Here is an 18697-nt window from a genome sequence, read left to right on the forward strand (position 1 = left end):
ATTCAGGCAAAACGGCGCAGCGCATTTGCCCTGCGCCGTTTTTGTATATGTTGGGTAAAAATTGCAAAAACACTTACGATCACAGCAAAGACCCGTTAATAATAGGCCGGTGCCGATAAATCCGTTTTCGGCCCAGTGTTTCACCTTTTCCAACCAGGCTGGCAATGCAGGACCCATACAAGATCCTTGGCGTAACCAAAACGGCCTCGCAGGACGAGATTAAAAAAGTCTATCGCAAACTTGCGCGCGAACTTCACCCGGACCTTCATCCGGATGACAGCAAAATTGAAGAAAGATTCAAAAAAGTTTCCGCCGCATACCATTTGCTGGGCGATGCCGAACGCCGAAAAAAATATGATAATGGCGAAATAGACGCCGATGGACGCGATACCGGGCCGTTTGGCCATGCGGGTGCGGGCGGCGGTGGCGGTACTTATCGCAGCAGTGCCGGTGCCGGTCGCGACCCGTTCGGGTTTGGCGGCGGCAATGCCGAAGATATTTTTGAAGAAATTTTTGGTAATCGCGGCGGCGCACGCGGCGGATTTGGCGGCAATCGCGACACCCGCGTTAAAGGCCCCAATATTTCCTACGAACTGAGCCTTGATTTAAAAGAAGCCCTGATGGGCACGATCAAACGCATCAACCTTGCCAGCGGCAAACAGTTGGAAGTTCGCATTCCACCAGGCAGCGAGGACGGACAGACCCTGCGCCTGAAAAATCAGGGAATGGCAGGAATGCATGGCGGCGATGCGGGCGATGCCCTGATCAAGCTGCATGTGCATACCGACGCGCAGTTTCGCCGTGAAGGCAACGACCTGCATTGTGAACTGGCAATTTCATTGCCCGAGGCCATTGTCGGCGGATCAATCGAGGTGCCAACAATTGATGGCAAGGTGTCGATGAAGATACCGGCCAATGCCAATAGCGGCACCACCATGCGCCTGCGCGGCAAGGGGGCACCCTTTGATCGCGGCAAAAGCCGTGGCGACCAATATGTTCACCTGACCGTCAAACTGCCAGAGAAACGCGACCGGGAACTGATCGATTTCATTGAAAAATGGTCCCGCGACCACCCCTATTCAGTTCGCCAGGTCACGTAAAACACCCTGCTAAAAACCGGGCCGTTACAAACAGGCATTTGTAACGGCCCGTTGCCATTTCACGCGGCTCGGCCCCTTCCCCCGACAATGACAGGCACCAGGTTGGCCTTAAAAACGGAGCCTCCATGACCAATGATATTTTATGGAATGGCCCGCCAACAGCGGCGCTGACAATCGTTCTCGCCCACGGCGCAGGGGCGCCGATGGACAGCCCTTTTATGAATGATATGGCGGAACGGTTGACGAAACATGGCCATCGCATCGCGCGTTTTGAATTTCCCTATATGGCAAAACGCCGCATTGATGGCAAAAAACGCCCCCCGGACCGCGCCCCGGTTCTGATTGACACTTACCGCGCCGTGATCCAACACATCGGCACGCCGGAAAAACTGGTGATCGGTGGTAAATCCATGGGCGGACGCATCGCCAGCATGATTGCCGATGATGAAAATGTAAAAGCCTTGCTGTGTCTGGGTTATCCGTTTCATCCCACGGGCAAACCCGAAAAATTGCGGGTCGCGCATTTGCAAACATTAAAGACACCAGCCCTTATGTGCCATGGCACCCGTGATCCGTTTGGCTCACCCGATGAAATTGCCACATATGCCCTTTCCCCTGCCATTTCAATGCACTGGGTCGAAGACGGCAATCACGATTTTACCCCACGCAAAGCATCAGGCCGCAATACGGCACAGAACCTGCTTGATTGCGGCCTTGCCATTCATGCTTTTTTACAAAACCCCGCCCTGTCACGCACCTGATCGTTCACAATCAATCTGCTATCGGCCTTGCTTTTATATTAGCAATGCGAAAAATAGTGGCAGCTCCGCAATTTTTTCACACCTTTTATGACCTTTGGTCATTTAATTGTTGAACAAACGTCATTGATCTGCGCGCAAAGGAAGTCTCTATGCATCGTAAGCGAATTCGTCATCTGCGGTTTTGGGATCGTGTCGTTAGTGCCGAAGAAGCCGCCAGTCTGATCACGGATGGCATGACAGTGGGCATGAGCGGCTTTACCCGCGCGGGCGAAGCCAAAGCCGTTCCGATGGCGCTTGCCGAACGGGCCAGGATCAACCCCTTTAAAATCACGCTGATGACCGGTGCGTCACTGGGCAATGACCTCGACAAAACCCTGGCCGAGGCCCATGTGCTGTCGCGTCGTATTCCGTTTCAGGCAGATCCTGGCCTGCGCAAGGCGATTAACGCGGGCGAAGTGATGTTTATTGACCAGCATCTGTCTGAAACCGTCGAACAGTTGCGCACGCATCAAATCCCCGCGATCGATATTGCCGTGATCGAAGCGGTTGCGATTACCGAACAGGGCGGCATTATTCCAACAACCTCGGTGGGCAATTCGGCCAGCTTTGCCATTTTGGCCGACAAAGTGATTGTCGAAATTAACCTGTCGCAGTCCGACACGCTGGAAGGTCTGCACGATATCTATATTCCGTCGCGCCGCCCCAGCCGCCAGCCAATCCCGGTTGTGTCCCCCGAAAGCCGGGTCGGTTTCCCGTTTATTCCGATTGATCCCGACAAAATTGCCGCCATCGTCGTTACCGAAAAACGCGACAGTTCCTCGACCATTCTGCCGCCCGATGATGGCACCCGTAATATTGCCGGGCATCTGGCCGAATTTCTGGGCAACGAGGTTCGCCTGGGCCGCCTGACCAACGAATTACAGCCCTTGCAGGCGGGTATTGGCACCATTGCCAACGCTGTCATGCATGGTTTTATCGACACGCCGTTTCACAGTTTGAAAATGTATTCCGAGGTTTTACAGGACTCGACCTTCGATCTGTTTGATGCCGGAAAACTCGATTTCGCCTCCGGGTCATCAATCACCCTGTCACAGGCCAAATACCAGCAGGTCATTACCGATATGGCGCACTATAAGCACAAACTTATTTTGCGCCCGCAAGAAATCAGCAACCACCCCGAAGTGATCCGGCGCCTGGGGCTTATCTGCATCAATACGGCCCTGGAATTTGATATTTACGGCAATGTCAATTCCACCCATGTCGGCGGCACGCACATGATGAATGGCATTGGCGGATCGGGCGATTTTGCCCGCAACGGCCATATGTCGGTTTTCGTCACCAAATCGATTGCCAAGGATGGCAAAATATCCAGCGTCGTCCCCATGGTCAGCCATGTTGACCATACCGAACACGATGTGGATATTCTGATCACGGAAATCGGCCTGGCCGATTTGCGCGGTCTGGCCCCGCGTGAACGCGCCCAAACCATCATCGCCAATTGCGCCCATCCGTCCTACCGCGATGAGCTGGCCGATTATTATCGTCGGGCCGCAGAACGGGGCGGCCACACCCCGCACCTGATCGAAGAAGCCTTTTCCTGGCACAGCAACTTTCGCCAGCATGGCACCATGAAACCCGATGCCTGAGACTGGCACCACCTCGGGAATATAACATTTGACCATGCAAAGGGCGCTCCAAACCGGGCGTCCTTTTTGGTTGCGGGGCCAATCATGTTGATCCTGCTTTTGGACCGATCGATCAAACCGGGCGACGTGATTGCCATTGGCGATACCTTTGGCTGGATTCAGTCGCTTGGCGCACGTTACACCGCCGTTCGCACCCGGGACGGCACCGAATTTCTGATCCCCAACGAAGACCTGATTACCAACCAGGTCGAAAACTGGCGCCATTCCGACGTTCAGCTTCGCCTGAAAGTGCAGGTTGGCATTTCCTATAACAACGACCCGCGCCAGGCGATTGCGCTTTGCAATGCGGCGGCGGCCAAATGCAAACGGGTATTGGAAACGCCCGGCCCCAACACACTTTTACGCGGTTTTGGCGATAATTCGATCGATCTGGAAATACGGTTCTGGATCAACGACCCGCAAAACGGGCGCGGCAACATTATCAGCGAAGTGCTGCTAAATGTGTGGGATGCCTTCAAGGATAACAATATCGAAATTCCGTTCCCGCAGCGCGACCTGCATCTGCGCAGCAGCGATGTCAATTTGCCCTTGAAAACATCCGTTTCAGACAAAACCTGAAACGTCCCCCGGCACGGCCCGCATCTTTTCCCCCTGCTGACACAATTCTTTCAGGTTACTGTCAGCAGCGCCCCGCAGAATGCCCCTGTCACAATGCAGGGGCGCTTTTCGCATGCTCAACCTGACCTATCATGAAAATGGCCTTCTCGCTGCCAGGATGAAAATCAAAAAGCGCGGCTTTCTGGATCATTTGCAAATGCACGCCTGTGCCATTTCCGTCTTGACCGTTCTTGCAGCGGAACGGCCGGAAGTGGAAACATTCATCGCCAATATCTATGCCGATGCCTATGACGCCGCACTCAAGATTCAGTATGGCAACCTGATGAGTGTGCGTGACAATACAGGACGTATTGTGGCCGCCCTCGGATTTCGCTCGGCCGGGCACGGGCCGCTGTTTCTTGAACAATACCTTCCGGCCCCGGTTGAAAACATCCTGGCTGTGCCGCGTCATCAAATTGTTGAAATCGGCAACCTTGCCGCATCTGGCAGCGGGGCATCGGCGTTTTTATTCGCGGCCCTGTCAGCCTATCTGCATCATAACGGCTTTACCCACGCGATTGTCACCGGCACTGGCAGCCTTGAAAAAAGGCTTCATAAAATGGGGTTAAACCCCCGCCAACATGCGTCGGCCGATCCCTCTCGCCTGCAAGATACCGACACAGGATGGGGCTGTTATTACACCACACAGCCCCATGTGCTGTCTGGCTCCATCGCCGACGGCTATCAACGCCTGCAAAAACTGCTGGGCGCCGAATACACCCATATTCGCCCCCGCCTCCATCTTCAACTTAAACATAATGGTGAAGGCTGATCATGCTGTTTTCCCACATTCATACCCACACCCCAAGCACCGTTGCCTTGCGTTGTGCCAAGCGCGAACTCACCTATGGCGACCTGATCGATCAGATCGAGGATTACAGCACGCAACTATCGCATGTCGCCGTTCTCGGACTGGCACTCGATAACACGATTGACTGGCTGTTGTGGGATCTGGCAGCCCTTAAATCTGGAACCGTCTGCGTGCCGATCCCGCCGTTTTTTACCCCGGAACAAATCAGCCACACAATTGCCCAGGCAGGCATCACCCATATGATCAGTCCGGCGGGCCTATCGGCAACCGGGCAATCCCCGTCTGCGGCCATTCCCACTGGAACAGCCAAAATAACCTTTACATCGGGCACTACCGGCACCCCCAAGGGCGTCTGCCTGCCGGTATCGGCGATGGAAAATGTTGCGCAGTCCATCCAGACGATGCTGGGCAACGATTTTGTCGGCACCCATGCCTGTGTGCTACCGCTTGCCGTGCTGCTTGAAAATGTTGCCGGGGTCTATAGCGGCTTAATGGCAGGATGCACCATTGTCCTCACCCCGCTTGGCGACTTTGGCGAAAACTATTCAAACCTGCACCACCAGCTTAAGAAAAGTGCGGCCACATCGGCCATTCTGGTCCCGGAACTTTTGCGCGCCTTGATGTTTCAGGTCATCAAACAGGGGCCGCTGCCAAGCCTTGAATTTCTGGCCGTTGGCGGATCGCGGGTGGACCCGCAACTGGTGCGAAAAGCCCGCAGCCTGGGCCTGCCGGTCTATGAAGGGTACGGTCTGTCGGAATGTGCATCGGTGGTTTCAATGAATTTCCCTGGCCATGACAGCATTGGCACAACCGGCGGCCTTCTGCCGCATGTGCAGGCCCACATCATTAACGGCGAAATTGTTATTCGCGATCCCGGGTTTCTTGGGTATCTGGGCGAAACCGCCCCACAAAGCCATGCGACAGGCGACCTTGGCCACATTGACGAGGACGGCTTTGTCCATGTTACCGGGCGACGAAAAAACGTGCTGATTACCTCGATGGGGCGCAATATTTCGCCTGAATGGCCGGAATCTGTTTTGCTGGCACAACCCGCTATTTATCAGGCCATTGTTTATGGCGACGGCGCCCCGCATCTAAGTGCACTGATCGTGCCGTCCGGCCCCCATGCCGATGTTACAGCAAGTGTCGCCACGGCCAACACCACCCTTCCAGATTACGCCCGGATCAAACATATCCGCATCGTCAACCCGTTTACGGTTGCAAATGGCTGTCTGACCGGAACAGGCCGCCCGCGCCGGAAAAATATTCTTCAGCATTATGCATCTTTCCTGTCCGCCAAGGAGTCCCCGATGAATTTTTACGACCACCTGGTTGCACAAACCGCCCCGGCCCGCGCAGACCTCTATCGTGTTCCCCAGCTTGTCGACGGGCTGCAAGGGCGCATTTCACGCACCACCTATATCGCCTATCTGACCGAGGCCTTTCACCACGTCAAACATACCGTTCCCTTCCTGATGAGTATGGGCAGCCACCTGCCCGACGAAAAACGCTGGTTGCACAAGGCAATCATTGAATATCTCGACGAGGAAGAAGGCCATGAAGAATGGATCCTCAATGATATTGATGCCGCCGGGGGCGACCGCAATGCCGCGCGCAAGGCGACACCCAACCTCGAAACCCAGGTGATGGTTGCCTATAATTACGATTACATCACCCGCAAAAACCCGGTCGGGTTTCTTGGCATGGTCTTCATGCTTGAAAGCACATCCACCCAGATCGCCAGCATGGGTGCCGATGCGGTGATGAACGGCCTTGACCTGCCAAAATCAGCCTTCACCTATCTGTTTTCGCATGGGGCGCTTGATATCGAACACATGAAATTCTTCGAAAAAACCGTCAACCAGGTTACCAACCCCGACGATCAGGCCGCCATTATCGAGGTCGCAACAAACACCTTCCGCCTGTTTGCAAACCTGTTTCGCGCCATTCCCCATAACCAGGAGGTGCTTGATGTCGCTTAAGGACAAAACGGTTTTTATCACCGGCGGCACCGGCGGCATCGGCGTCCCCCTTGTGGAACTGCTGCGTGCGCAGGGGGCCATTGTTGTTGTGTATGACAGGGCACGCCTTGGCAACCTGCATGAAACGCTGGATGCCACCTGCCAGATGCTGCATGAGCACACCCCCGACATCCTGATCAATATGGCAGGTCTTAACGATTTTAACCGGGCCGAAGATCAGGACTACACCCTGTTGCTGACGTTAAACCTGCTGGTCCCCATGCGCTTGTCACAAGCTGCCCTGCCCGCCATGCGCTGGCGCGGAAGCGGGCAGATCGTCAATGTCGGTTCTATGACCGGGCTGATCCCCTTGCCGCATTTTTCGGGCTATGTTGCGGCAAAATCGGGGCTGAAAGGCTTTAGCGATGCGTTACGCCGCGAGGTCATCCATGATGGTATTGCCATTACCCACATTGCCCCGCGTGCCGTTAAAACGGCCATGAACAAGGGCAATGCAGGTTTGCTGAACCAGCGGACAAAAACCCGCGAAGATGACCCGCAAAAAGTGGCTCAGCGCATTGTCAGGGCCATTGAACGGCGCGAAACGGACGTCCGCATTGGCTGGCCCGAACGTGCCTTTGCCATTCTTAATGCGCTATTTCCCGCCCTGATCGACAAGGGCCTGCACAAAAACCTTATGCTGGGCGAAGACATTCTTGCCCTTGAGCGCGAGGCACAACAGCCCGCCTTTGCGTTGCCATCAAGCACATCAAACCTTCCAGAAGAAAGAAAACAGGCATGAAAATCCGTTTTGCCAGCCTGGCCTGCGCATGTCTTGTGACACTGGGGGCGCAAATCGCCCACGCAGCGCCCGCCAACAGCCCCCTGATGGACAGCATTTCACAGATTCAGCACGACTGGGCGCGTATCAAATATCAAACCCCGGACAAAGATCAGCAACTTGGTGCCATTCATCAGCTTGAAACCACAGCCGATGCCCTGGCGCTGCAATATGCCGACAGCCCCGAAGCCATGATCTGGAAAGGCATCATTCTTTCGACCGATGCCGGGCTTGATCAAGGCCTGTCCGCCCTTGGCAAAGTCCGCGATGCCCGCGCTTTGTTTGAACAGGCCATCAAGATCAACCCGGATGCCTTGAACGGTTCGGCCTATACATCACTTGGATCGCTTTATTATCAGGTTCCGGGCTGGCCGCTTGCCTTTGGCAGCAACACCAAGGCCGAAGAATTTCTAAAAAAGGCGCTGGCCATTAACCCGGACGGTATTGACCCGAACTACTTTTATGGCGATTTTCTGTTGCAAGACAAACGCTACAAAGAAGCGCGCACCTATTTTCAACATGCCCTTGCCGCCCCTGATCGCCCCGAACGTCCCGATGCGGATGCCGGCCGCCGTCAGGAAATCAAACAGGCACTTGCCGAAATTGACAAAGCACTTGCCAACTAGACACCGCAACTTTCCGATCTGAATTTCCGGGCGGCATCCTCCTTGCTGGTGAACCGCCCGGAACCGGCTTTGCGCCAAATACAGACAGGCCGTTCGGCTTGGAACCGTCGATATTACCCCGGTATCTGGCGGTTGATATTGGCAGGACAGCACACTTGCGTTAACATGTTGTTCCCACCAGCCTTTCAGAACGGAATGCTTAAAATGTACAAAAAAATCCTGCTTGCATATGACGGCAGCCAAGAAGGCCGGGCCGCGCTGAAACAAGGGGCTGAGCTGGCTATTATGTGCCAGGCCGAAGTCTGTCTTCTTGCGGTTCTGGCACCTGACATCGGGGTTATTTATGCCGAAGCCGCCGTTCCGTCTGACCTGCCAGACCGGATGCTGGCCGATATTCAGGAAAGCCTGAACGAAGGCAAGGCCAAGTTGCAAGACATGGGACTGGCCGTTGAAACGCGGCTGGAAAACGGCATTCCTGCAGGTGAAATTAGCCGCGTCGCAGATGCGATCAAGGCCGACCTGGTTGTGGTGGGCCACCGCGAACAAGGTACGCTGTCGCGCTGGTGGAGCGGATCAACCGGGGCATCCCTGTTGGCAAATGCCAAATGCAGCATCCTGATTGCCATCGCACCAACACCGGAAACCCCGGCATAATTGTAAAGACCCGTACGGGTCTTGCATCAGCCCTCAAAGACAAATGCCGGTCGCACATGCAACCGGCATTTTGGCATTTTACAAACACCCGACCAACCAGGCAAAAAAACCAGCTACAAGCGGGCGTTGCCCCGCCAGCACGTTGTCGATCCATCGCTAATCAGACGGACGGTTCATTTCGGCTGGTTCGATATCAGGCGATGGTGCACTCTTGTCGCTATCATCACTATTTTCGCTGTTTTCGCTGTTTTCGAGGACTTTGGGCACCTTGTCTTGCGGGCGCGGGCTTTGGAACAACTCACTGACCGACACATCCAGCATCCCCTTGCGGGCATCTTCCAGCGCCAGCAATTTATCGCGCACCAGTCCGGGCCAGCCGCTTTGCACATCCACCAGCAACAAACGGTCATGATCAAGAAACAGGCCCAGCCTGGTCATTAACTGTCCCAGCTTTAACCGGGATAAATCCCCCGATAGCAGCCAGCGATGTTGCTCGCTGCGGTCTATCAGATTTTCGCGGCGCAAGGCGGCCAGTGCCCAGTTAAGGTCCCGGCCCCCCATTTTCAAATCCGCCAATAAACGGCGATAGCTGGGGGGTGATTCGGCGTTTTGAAACCGCAATTGCAAATATTCCAGCAATTTCAAAACCGCAATCAACCGTTCAGTATGGCCCGGCACGACGCCACGCGGATCAGGCACCAGGCCTGCGGCCCGTGCAGCCCGCCATTCCGACCGGGCAGCAGCCACCTGCGCGCCCAGCAAAATCACCATCCAGGTCAAATACATCCAGATCAGGAAAATCGGCACCACGGCGACCGCACCATAAAGGGTCTGATAGGTGGGAAAGGTGCTGACATACAGGCCAAACCCCTTTTTCAGGGCCTCAAATAACACAGCGGCAACAACCCCGCCTGCCATCCCGTCCAGAATGACGACAGACCGGTTAGGCATCCCCAAAAACAGCAATGTAAAAGCAACAGACGATAAAAAGAACGGGGCAAGAAACCCCAACTGGCCAATTTGCGCATCAAGGGCGTCGCCACCAATGATATGGCGCATGGCAAAAATATAGGATGCTATCGACAGGCTTAACCCCAGCAATAGCGGCCCCACCGTAATCAAAGTCCAAAACACCACCATCCGCGATAACAGCTTGCGCGGGGTATTGACCCGAAACACATCATTCATCACGGTTTCAATCGAACCGAGCAGCATTACCGCGGTAAATCCCAGCACGACCGTGCCAATTGCCGTCATCTGACCGGTATTTTTCAGAAACCCGCTTAGATAATTGGCAACTTCGGACCCGGTTTGCGGTAAAAAATTGCTGAAAACCAGCCCCATTATCTGGTCTTTCCACTGGTCAAACACAGGGAAAGCCGATAGCACCGTTAAGGCGATTGCCAAAAAAGGCACCATTGCCAGCAATGTCGTATAAGACAGGGCACTGGCGCGTTGCGGCGATTTATCATGCAAGAACCGAATGAACGCATAGCGCCAAAACCCGGTTCGATCATCCAGCAATTTTCGCCAATTCACCATTAAACGCTTAATCCTGTGCAATTTCCGGCTATAGTGAGATAAGCGACATAGAATAACGTGCCCCGCAAAGATAAAACAGGCCAGATTGATTTTAGCCGGGCTTTGTGTAGGATACGAATAATATTGAATATTTCCAGTATCGGTTGCCGCCTTGACCGGGCACGCCAGCAGATACGGAGAGAGAGCGCCTGAACGAGAGGAAAAATGAGCCTGTCCGCCGATAATTTTTCAGGCCTGATGGCCGGTAAGCGAGGCCTGATTATGGGCGTCGCCAACGATAAATCGATTGCATGGGGCATTGCCCGTGCCGTAGCCGCTGCGGGGGGTGAAGTTGCATTCACCTATCAGGGCGATGCCTTGGGGAAGCGTGTTCGCCCACTGGCAGAAAGCATTGGCAGTAACATTGTTCTGCCCTGCGATGTCAGTGATCCCGCCAGCATTGATGCGGCTTTTGATGTCCTGAAGGAAAAATGGGACACAATTGACTTCATCGTTCATGCCATTGGCTATTCCGACAAAAACGAACTGCGGGGGCGTTATCTTGACACCTCCCCCGAAAATTTCGCCATGTCGATGAATATTTCGGTTTATTCATTTACAGCGGTTGCCCAGCGCGCCGAAAAAATGATGACCAGTGGTGGCGCGATGCTGACCCTGTCCTATTACGGGGCAGAAAAGGTTATGCCGCATTACAATGTCATGGGTGTTGCCAAAGCTGCCCTTGAAGCCAGCGTTAAATATATGGCCAACGACCTTGGCCCGGATAATATCCGTGTTAACGCCATTTCCGCCGGGCCGATCAAAACCCTGGCAGCTTCGGGGATTGGCGATTTCCGCTATATTCTGAAATGGAACGAATATAATTCACCGATGCGGCGCAATGTGACGATTGATGATGTCGGTCGCGCGGGGCTTTATTTCCTCTCGGATCTGTCATCGGGTGTCACGGGTGAAACCCATCATGTCGATTGCGGTTATCACACCGTTGGCATGAAACAGCCTGATGCCCCCGATATTACAATCAACAAACCCTGATTGCGGTTGCATTTCATCTCCCGGGCACGACCGGGTCGCCAACGGGCGACCCGTTTTGTCTGCCCCCCATCGTTAACCCCTTAAAGTCTGGATATCTCTGATGGCTGGCAACAGTTTTGGTTCCCTGTTTCGCTTTACCACCTTTGGCGAAAGCCACGGCCCGGCGATTGGCTGTGTGGTAGACGGGGTTCCGCCGCGTCTTGACCTGTGCGAAGCCGATATTCAGAAATATCTTGAAAAACGCAAACCCGGCCAGTCGCGCTTCACCACCCAGCGCCGCGAACCTGACGAAGTTAAAATCCTCTCAGGTGTGTTTGAAGGCAAAACCACCGGCACCCCGATTGGCCTGTTAATTGAAAATGTCGATCAGCGGTCCAAGGATTATGGCGAAATTAAAAACCAGTTCCGCCCGGGTCATGCCGATTACACCTATTGGGAAAAATACGGCATTCGCGATTATCGTGGTGGCGGCCGTTCATCGGCGCGTGAAACCGCCATGCGGGTAGCTGCCGGTGCCGTTGCCCGCAAAATTCTGGGCGACAATATCAAAATTCGCGGTGCCCTGGTTAAAATGGGCACCAAGGAAATTGATCGCGCCAACTGGAACTGGGACGAAATTGACAACAACCCGTTCTTTACCCCCGATGCCAAGGCCGTGCCGGTTTTTGAAGAATATCTCGATGGCCTGCGCAAGGATGGATCATCGGTTGGGGCGGTGATTGAAATTGTGTGCTCTGGTGTGCCGGTTGGGTTGGGTGACCCGATTTATGACAAACTTGATGCCGACCTGGCCAAAGCCATGATGACGATCAATGCCGTCAAAGGTGTTGAAATTGGTAATGGCTTTGAAGCCGCCGAACTGACCGGCATTCAAAATGCCGATGAAATGCGCATGGAAGATGGCAAGCCTGTTTTCATGTCCAATCATGCCGGGGGCATTCTGGGCGGTATTTCGTCGGGCGAAGACGTTGTTATTCGCTTTGCCGTTAAACCCACCAGTTCCATCCTGCAACCGCGTCACAGCGTCGATACCGCAGGCAAGGATGTGGATGTGGTGACCAAAGGCCGCCACGACCCCTGTGTAGGCATTCGCGCCGTACCGGTTGGCGAAGCCATGGCCGCCATCGTGCTGGCCGACCACCTTTTGCGTCACCGCGCGCAGTGTGAAGGCTGGAACAGGGCCTGATCGCAAATTCGCCCCGGATCAAACAGGCAGGGATCGCACACACATCATTTGGCAGGGCCGCAAACGCCCTGCCTTTTTTGTATCGCGATGCCGGGATTAGAGCATATTTCCTTTAACCGGGCAGAAAATTTTGCCCTTCCACATGCCTTTACTGCCCGCTAAAACATCTTTCCCCGCACCATCGCATCAAAAAAAGCCCTGCAAACAACGACCTGAACCAGCGGTAAGATGCCCGTGTAAAAGCGCCATCATTTTCGCGTATTCTGGTTTTTCACCTGGCAAGAAAAGGCTGATTTCTGCGGTATTTCTGCTTGACCATCGCGGCTACATTGAATATGTTAACATTATTAACATATATAAAAATGACACGAGCATATGAGCAAATATCATCACGGCGACGTGCGCAATGTATTGCTGCGCGAAGCCGAAACCATCCTGCGCGAGGAAGGCCCGGGCGGATTGTCTTTGCGTCGTCTTGCGCGTTTGACCGGCGTTTCCGAAGCCGCACCCTATCGCCATTTTGATGGTAAGGATGGCATTTTGGCGGCAGTGGCGATTGCCGCCCTGAATAGCTTTGCCGACCGGCTGGAAGAAACCGCCAAACTTGCCCTGCCGCACGAAGAACGCATCATGGCGCTAGGCGTGGCCTATGTCGAATTTGCCATCGAACATCCGCAGCATTTTCGCCTGATTTTTGGCCGCGAGCGCCCGCCGCTGGACCAATATCCCGAACTGCGCGATGCCGCCGACAATGTATTTGATATTTTGCAACGATCCGTTACCAATCTGGACCAGCGCGGCGATATGACCCTGGCCGATGCTGCCAATGCCTATAACCGCGCCCTTGCCGCCTGGAGCCGGGCGCATGGCATTGCCACCCTGGTAATTGATGGCATGATATCGCCACCGCTGGATCAGCCGTTACACCAATTCATTTTTGGCCTTCTGGCCGAAGATTTGGGCATTCCTGCCAGCCTGCAAGCCGCCATCCGATAAGAACCGTTTCCCGTTTTGGTCATGGTTCTGGCATTCTGCCCGCTGGTATCGCGCCCAAAGCACACAAAGCAACGCCATACCGCACCATTTTCGCGCAATCAAAGGCATCCTCATGGATTTCGTTTTCGTAAAATTCATTCATCTTCTCGGCGTGGTGCTATTTCTGGGCAATATCATTATCAGTGCGGTATGGAAAAATGCCGCCGACCGCACCCGCACCCCTGCCATCATCGCGTTTTCCTGCCGCATGATCAAAATCACCGACCTGGCCTTTACCGCCAGCGGGGTGCTGTTAATTGCGATCGGCGGGCTTGGCATGTATCACGCCGCACGCATTGACCTTGCCGCACGCTTTAACCTGCAAAGCGGCATTTTCCTGTTCATGATTGCCGCTGTGATCTGGCTTTTGGGGTTGATCCCGCTGCAACGCCGCATGGCGCACCTTTCGCACATGGCGGCCAAACATAACGAACCAACATTGCCCGATACCTATTATCGTGCCACCCGACTTTGGAATTTTCTGGGTGCCATCGCCGTTATTTTGCCGATCATTACATTATGGTTGATGCTTAATCCGTAAGTACCTACCGTACCAACCTGAAAACCAACAAAGCCTTCCCTGTCCGCTATGTTAGGGAAGGCTTTGTGCATCAAACCGCCCGACGCCGACGAAAGACCGTAATATAAGCCACCGCCGCCATCACAAACACCGCCCCCAAACCATGCCAGGGGTTTAAAACCTCGCCCAGAACCAGCGCGCCCAGCAATGCCGACATAAAAGGCTGCCACAGCAAAATGATCGACCCGGTCGCTTCATCCACCCGTTTAAAACAGACCGACACCATGCCCTGGCCGCCAATATGGGTTAAAAATGCCAACCCGCATAATGCCAGCCAGCCCCCGGCCATTAACGGCATACCAATGGTGCCATCAAACACCATCATATAGGCTGCCAATACAATCGCGGTGACAACTGTGCTCCAGAGCATGATCTGCAAGGCGGAATGATCCTGGCGCAAACGGGCGATCACGACGAAATACGCACCGTAAAAGCCAGCCGCAACAAGGGCCAACGCATCACCGTAAACCGACCCACTGCCCCGCGAACTGGCAAAAAACAGGCACAGCGCGCCGACCATGGCAATCGGCAAGCCTTGCCAGAAACGGCGGCTGGGACGCCGCGCCAACCCCAGCAAACCAAAACAACCGACAAAAAGCGGGGCGAGATTATTTAGCAAAATTGCGTTGGCAACCGTTGTCAGACCAATGGCAAGATGGGCAAACATCAAATCGGCGGCAAACAGTACCCCGGCGACAATCAAAAGCCCGGTCTTGCGCGGTGTGCGGGGTGCGGCTTTATGGCCCGCAGCCATACCGGTCCTTACCTGGCGATCCTTGTCGCCTCCTACCAGCGGCAAAGCCAGTATCTGGCTTGCGATCAGGAAAACCGGGGCAGCAAGCATCGCCCGCCAAAAGGCCGATGCTTCGGCCGAAACACCCGATAGACGGACAAAAACTGGCCCCAGCCCCATCAGGCTGGCCGCCAGCAACAGCCCCAAAACCGGCCAGATCATGGCGACCTGCATTTGCCCTTGGTCGGGGCCATGCGATGCCTCAGGCGCTTGGGCTTGGGATTGGGCCGGTCTTGCCCCACCCTGTTCCTTAATACTGGCTGCCTCGGTTGTGCTTGCGGTTAAGGGGGCTTCATCGCCGTGCTGCGACGCAGGGATACAGACAGGATGATGCATTGAGCGGGACCTTCACGATGAAAAACATTGTCATAATGCGCGACACCCGCCAGATTGATAGAATATCCTTGCGGGCGTGATGGCACAGTGCCAGTACGACCGGCAAAAGGGAAATCGGTTTGGCTTATAGCGGAAATAACAATCCCTTATGGCGTTATTAAATGTCGATATTGACTGGCTAAGAACCTTTTTGACGGTGCTGGAGACACAAAGTTTCACCCGCACCGCCGAAATTTTATTGCGTACCCAACCCGCCATCAGCCAGCAAATCAAACGCCTGGAAGAAACGGTTGGCACAGCCCTGATATCGCGCCACCGTAACCAAATCATGCCGACCGCAACCGGCCTTGTGGTGAAATCCTATGCCGAAGGCATTATCGGCCTGAATGACCGTATGGTCGCCGACCTGCTTGACGGCGCCCCGCCCCTGTTACGCATTGGCCTGCCCGATGATTATGCCGCAATTTTCCTGCCCGAAATTTTACGCTCTGCGGCCCGGCGCCTGCCGCAAACCGAAATCAGCTGTCATTCCGGCTATAGCATCGATCTTGGCAAACGGGTGGCACAGGGCGAACTGGACCTTGCCATCATGACAGCCGACCCCGACGGCACCAGCCTTCATGTTATTTCCGAACCGCTGGTATGGGTCGCGCAGCCGGAATTTGCCGTCCACCAGCGCCCCCTGCCGGTTGCGGTTTACCATGATGCGTGTTCGGTTCGCCGCTATGGCCTTGCCGCCCTGCGCCGCGATGACATCGCACATCGCATCAGCCACAGCAGCAACGCCAATTCCATGCTGGTCACTGCCGTTCGGGGCGGCCATGCCATTGGCGTGATGCCCGCCTGCACGGCCCGCCATGAGGGCCTTTTTGTGGTCAAAAATGCCGACCTGCCGCAATTGCCCCACATCGATATTGCGTTAAAAATACGCGATCAGGCCAGCCCCGCCCTGCGCGACCTGGCACTTAGTGCCATTTCCGCCCTGGGCCGCGAAAATCACGCGGCCTGACCTGTGCGCCAACACACGCCGGAACATGCCCATAATTCAATTTATAACCAATGCCTTAATCGGTTTTCATCAAAATGAAAACCTGGCAATGCTCCTGAATGCACCCTGAAATCTTTCCACGATGTGAAAAGCAAATTTAAAACATTTGCGTCAATGAAAGACCTTCAAATAGAATTTGATAAACAAAATAGTTGCGTCAAAGTTGAGATGATCGATCTGAATGTTACGTTCCTGACAGACAACCATCACAGCGAGGCAAAAGCCCGGCACAGAGCCAACCGGCAAAAAGCAGTCGCACCAATATTTTGGTGTGACGGTTTCGTCTGTGTCGATCCCTTGAACGCAAGGTGCAAAACCCGCTTTACCTTGCACCACATATTTATGACGATATCGGAGACTCCATGCTAACGATCAAACGCCTTTCAATTGATGATGCAAAAATACTGATCGATGGCGCACGGGCGAAAGCCACAGAAATTGGCGTACCAATGTGCATCGCCATTGTTGATGAATCGGGCACGCTGATTGCCTTTGAACGCATGGATGGCGGCAAGGTAACCAGCACCGTAATCGCCCAGGACAAAGCCTTTACCGCCGCCGCCGCCCGCAAGGCCACCCACGATTACAACGCATCGGCCCAGCCGGGCAGCCTTGCCTTTGGTATCCATACCGAGGTCGGCGGGCGCCTGTCCATTGTGGGCGGTGGCATGCCGGTATCGGTCGATGGCGAGGTTGTTGGCGGTATCGGCCTAAGTTCGGGCACCCCGCAACAGGATATGGAATGCGCGCAAGCCGGGATCGATCATTTTCTGGCCCAGCTTTAAACACGCCGCACAAAACACATAACGCCGCAGCACCGAAAGCCCTGCGCGGCACCCGATAAAGGAATGGGAGACTGCCCATCGAAGAATACGAAATGGCGCGTACTGCGCCATTTCACCCCGGACGCTGACCGATCAAAAAAATCACGGCATGCGTCCTTTACCTCAAAGGGAGGAAGAACTGATGAGTGACGTAACCAAAACCGGCATGGATCGCCGGAATTTTCTGCGTACCACCACACTGGCCGCTGCGGGGGCGGCGGTAAGTGCGCCGTTCCTGTCCAACCCGGCCCGTGCCGCAGGCACCACCTGGAAAATCCAGTCCGTTTGGGATGCGGGCACAGTCGGTTACACCTTGTTTGAAGAATGGTGTAACAATATGGTCAACAAAAGCAACGGCGAGCTGATCTTTAAACCCTTTCCGGCCAAGGCCGTTGCCGCCGATAACAACGCCCTTTTTGATTCCGTCAGAACCGGCGTTTTGCAGGCCATGAACCCGTTCACCCTGTATTGGTCGGGTAAAATACCGGCATCGGTGTTTTTGTCATCCTACCCCGCCGGGCCAGACCAGCCCGCCCAGTGGGACACCATGTTTTATGGCCTGGGTATGCTGGAAAAAACCCGCGAAATTTATAAAAAATATGGCCTGTTTTATGTCGGGCCAATCCACCACGATGCCAACGTCATCCATTCCAAAAAACCGGTCAACAGCCTGGCCGATCTTAAAGGCATGAAAATTCGCCTGCCCGGCGGCATGGTGGCCGAAGTGTTTGAGCAATTCGGCGTTTCCACTGTCAGCCTGCCGGGATCGGATATTTTCCCCGCCCTTGAAAAAGGCACCATTGATGCCGCCGACTATGTCGGACCAGCCGTGAACTGGGATCTGGGCTTTGCCCAGGTGACCAATTACATTCTGTTTGGCCCCCCGGGTGTGATGTCGGTTTACCAGCCGGTTGACCTGATGGACCTGACGGTAAACATGCGGGCCTGGACCCAGCTTCCCGATCCGATGAAACAACTGGTCGAAGATCAGGTTCATGCCTATTCGCTGCATCACTATGTCACCATCCAGAAACGCAATGTTGAAGCCCTGGAAAAATTCAAACAGGCGGGCTCGACAGTTTCACGCCTGAGCGCACAGGACATGCAGGAATTCCGCCGTGCCGCCATCCCGGTCTGGTATCGCTGGGCCAATAAAAATGACGACGCCAAGGAGATTTTCAAACTCCAGCTTGAATTCATGATGAACGACATCGTCGGTTATATCACGCCCGATGACATCAAAGGCCAATCGCTCTGATCT

The 18697-nt window shown here is 54.5% G+C and carries 18 protein-coding genes; 16 read left to right on the forward strand and 2 right to left on the reverse strand.

All coding sequences use genetic code 11. The features are described 5' to 3' along the window. Window positions 1-164 precede the first annotated feature (164 nt). From AAC086_RS13440 to AAC086_RS13480, 9 genes are all read left to right on the forward strand, one after another. Window positions 165-1100, forward strand: a complete 936-nt coding sequence (locus AAC086_RS13440) for a J domain-containing protein (RefSeq protein ID WP_339779297.1) — start codon at window positions 165-167, stop codon at window positions 1098-1100. Between the two features lie 125 nt (window positions 1101-1225). Then, the gene (locus AAC086_RS13445; protein ID WP_339779299.1) at window positions 1226-1861 is read left to right on the forward strand and encodes an alpha/beta family hydrolase; all 636 of its coding nucleotides are present in this window, start codon (window positions 1226-1228) and stop codon (window positions 1859-1861) included. A 149-nt stretch (window positions 1862-2010) separates the two neighbouring features. Continuing rightward, on the forward strand, window positions 2011-3507 hold the full coding sequence (locus AAC086_RS13450; RefSeq protein ID WP_339779301.1) for an acetyl-CoA hydrolase/transferase family protein: 1497 nt from the start codon (window positions 2011-2013) through the stop codon (window positions 3505-3507). Window positions 3508-3591: 84 nt separating this feature from the next. Next, the gene (locus AAC086_RS13455) at window positions 3592-4125 is read left to right on the forward strand and encodes a mechanosensitive ion channel domain-containing protein (RefSeq protein WP_339779303.1); all 534 of its coding nucleotides are present in this window, start codon (window positions 3592-3594) and stop codon (window positions 4123-4125) included. Window positions 4126-4237: 112 nt separating this feature from the next. Further along, window positions 4238-4936 (forward strand): thermostable hemolysin, encoded by a 699-nt coding sequence (locus AAC086_RS13460; RefSeq protein WP_339779305.1) that lies wholly within the window; start codon window positions 4238-4240, stop codon window positions 4934-4936. A 2-nt stretch (window positions 4937-4938) separates the two neighbouring features. Then, on the forward strand, window positions 4939-6957 hold the full coding sequence (locus AAC086_RS13465; RefSeq protein ID WP_339779307.1) for an AMP-binding protein: 2019 nt from the start codon (window positions 4939-4941) through the stop codon (window positions 6955-6957). After that, on the forward strand, window positions 6947-7738 hold the full coding sequence (locus AAC086_RS13470) for an SDR family NAD(P)-dependent oxidoreductase (protein WP_339779309.1): 792 nt from the start codon (window positions 6947-6949) through the stop codon (window positions 7736-7738). The genes AAC086_RS13465 and AAC086_RS13470 overlap by 11 nt, the downstream gene beginning before the upstream one ends. Further along, complete coding sequence (locus tag AAC086_RS13475) at window positions 7735-8403, forward strand: tetratricopeptide repeat protein (RefSeq protein ID WP_339779311.1); 669 nt, start codon at window positions 7735-7737, stop codon at window positions 8401-8403. Before AAC086_RS13470 ends, AAC086_RS13475 begins: the two co-directional genes overlap by 4 nt. A 204-nt stretch (window positions 8404-8607) precedes the next feature. Continuing rightward, window positions 8608-9057 (forward strand): universal stress protein, encoded by a 450-nt coding sequence (locus AAC086_RS13480; protein ID WP_339779313.1) that lies wholly within the window; start codon window positions 8608-8610, stop codon window positions 9055-9057. A 156-nt stretch (window positions 9058-9213) separates the two neighbouring features. Here AAC086_RS13480 and AAC086_RS13485 read toward each other — a convergent pair whose 3' ends face one another. Continuing rightward, complete coding sequence (locus AAC086_RS13485) at window positions 9214-10599, reverse strand: YihY family inner membrane protein (protein ID WP_339779314.1); 1386 nt, start codon at window positions 10597-10599, stop codon at window positions 9214-9216. A 204-nt stretch (window positions 10600-10803) separates the two neighbouring features. Here AAC086_RS13485 and fabI point away from each other — a divergent pair, with 204 nt between their 5' ends. From fabI to AAC086_RS13505, 4 genes are all read left to right on the forward strand, one after another. Continuing rightward, on the forward strand, window positions 10804-11634 hold the full coding sequence (gene fabI, locus AAC086_RS13490) for an enoyl-ACP reductase FabI (RefSeq protein WP_339779315.1): 831 nt from the start codon (window positions 10804-10806) through the stop codon (window positions 11632-11634). A gap of 100 nt (window positions 11635-11734) precedes the next feature. Then, the gene (gene aroC / locus AAC086_RS13495; RefSeq protein ID WP_339779316.1) at window positions 11735-12820 is read left to right on the forward strand and encodes a chorismate synthase; all 1086 of its coding nucleotides are present in this window, start codon (window positions 11735-11737) and stop codon (window positions 12818-12820) included. Between the two features lie 375 nt (window positions 12821-13195). Continuing rightward, a complete protein-coding gene (locus AAC086_RS13500; RefSeq protein ID WP_339779317.1) occupies window positions 13196-13816 on the forward strand; it encodes a TetR/AcrR family transcriptional regulator in 621 nt (206 codons plus the stop codon). A 112-nt stretch (window positions 13817-13928) separates the two neighbouring features. Continuing rightward, a complete protein-coding gene (locus tag AAC086_RS13505; protein WP_339779318.1) occupies window positions 13929-14396 on the forward strand; it encodes a DUF2269 family protein in 468 nt (155 codons plus the stop codon). 70 nt (window positions 14397-14466) lie between these two features. Here AAC086_RS13505 and AAC086_RS13510 read toward each other — a convergent pair whose 3' ends face one another. Beyond that, on the reverse strand, window positions 14467-15564 hold the full coding sequence (locus AAC086_RS13510) for a DMT family transporter (protein WP_339779320.1): 1098 nt from the start codon (window positions 15562-15564) through the stop codon (window positions 14467-14469). 148 nt (window positions 15565-15712) lie between these two features. Here AAC086_RS13510 and AAC086_RS13515 point away from each other — a divergent pair, with 148 nt between their 5' ends. The 3 genes from AAC086_RS13515 to dctP all read left to right on the forward strand — a co-directional run bounded on the left by AAC086_RS13515 (window position 15713) and on the right by dctP (window position 18694). Continuing rightward, a complete protein-coding gene (locus AAC086_RS13515) occupies window positions 15713-16573 on the forward strand; it encodes a LysR family transcriptional regulator (protein WP_339779322.1) in 861 nt (286 codons plus the stop codon). A 401-nt stretch (window positions 16574-16974) separates the two neighbouring features. After that, window positions 16975-17397, forward strand: a complete 423-nt coding sequence (locus tag AAC086_RS13520; RefSeq protein ID WP_339779324.1) for a heme-binding protein — start codon at window positions 16975-16977, stop codon at window positions 17395-17397. Window positions 17398-17578: 181 nt separating this feature from the next. Continuing rightward, window positions 17579-18694, forward strand: coding sequence for a TRAP transporter substrate-binding protein DctP (dctP, locus tag AAC086_RS13525; RefSeq protein WP_339779325.1), 1116 nt, complete (start codon window positions 17579-17581; stop codon window positions 18692-18694). Window positions 18695-18697 lie beyond the last annotated feature (3 nt).

It is taken from the genome of uncultured Thalassospira sp. (genome assembly GCF_963976115.1).
Taxonomy (GTDB): domain Bacteria; phylum Pseudomonadota; class Alphaproteobacteria; order Rhodospirillales; family Thalassospiraceae; genus Thalassospira.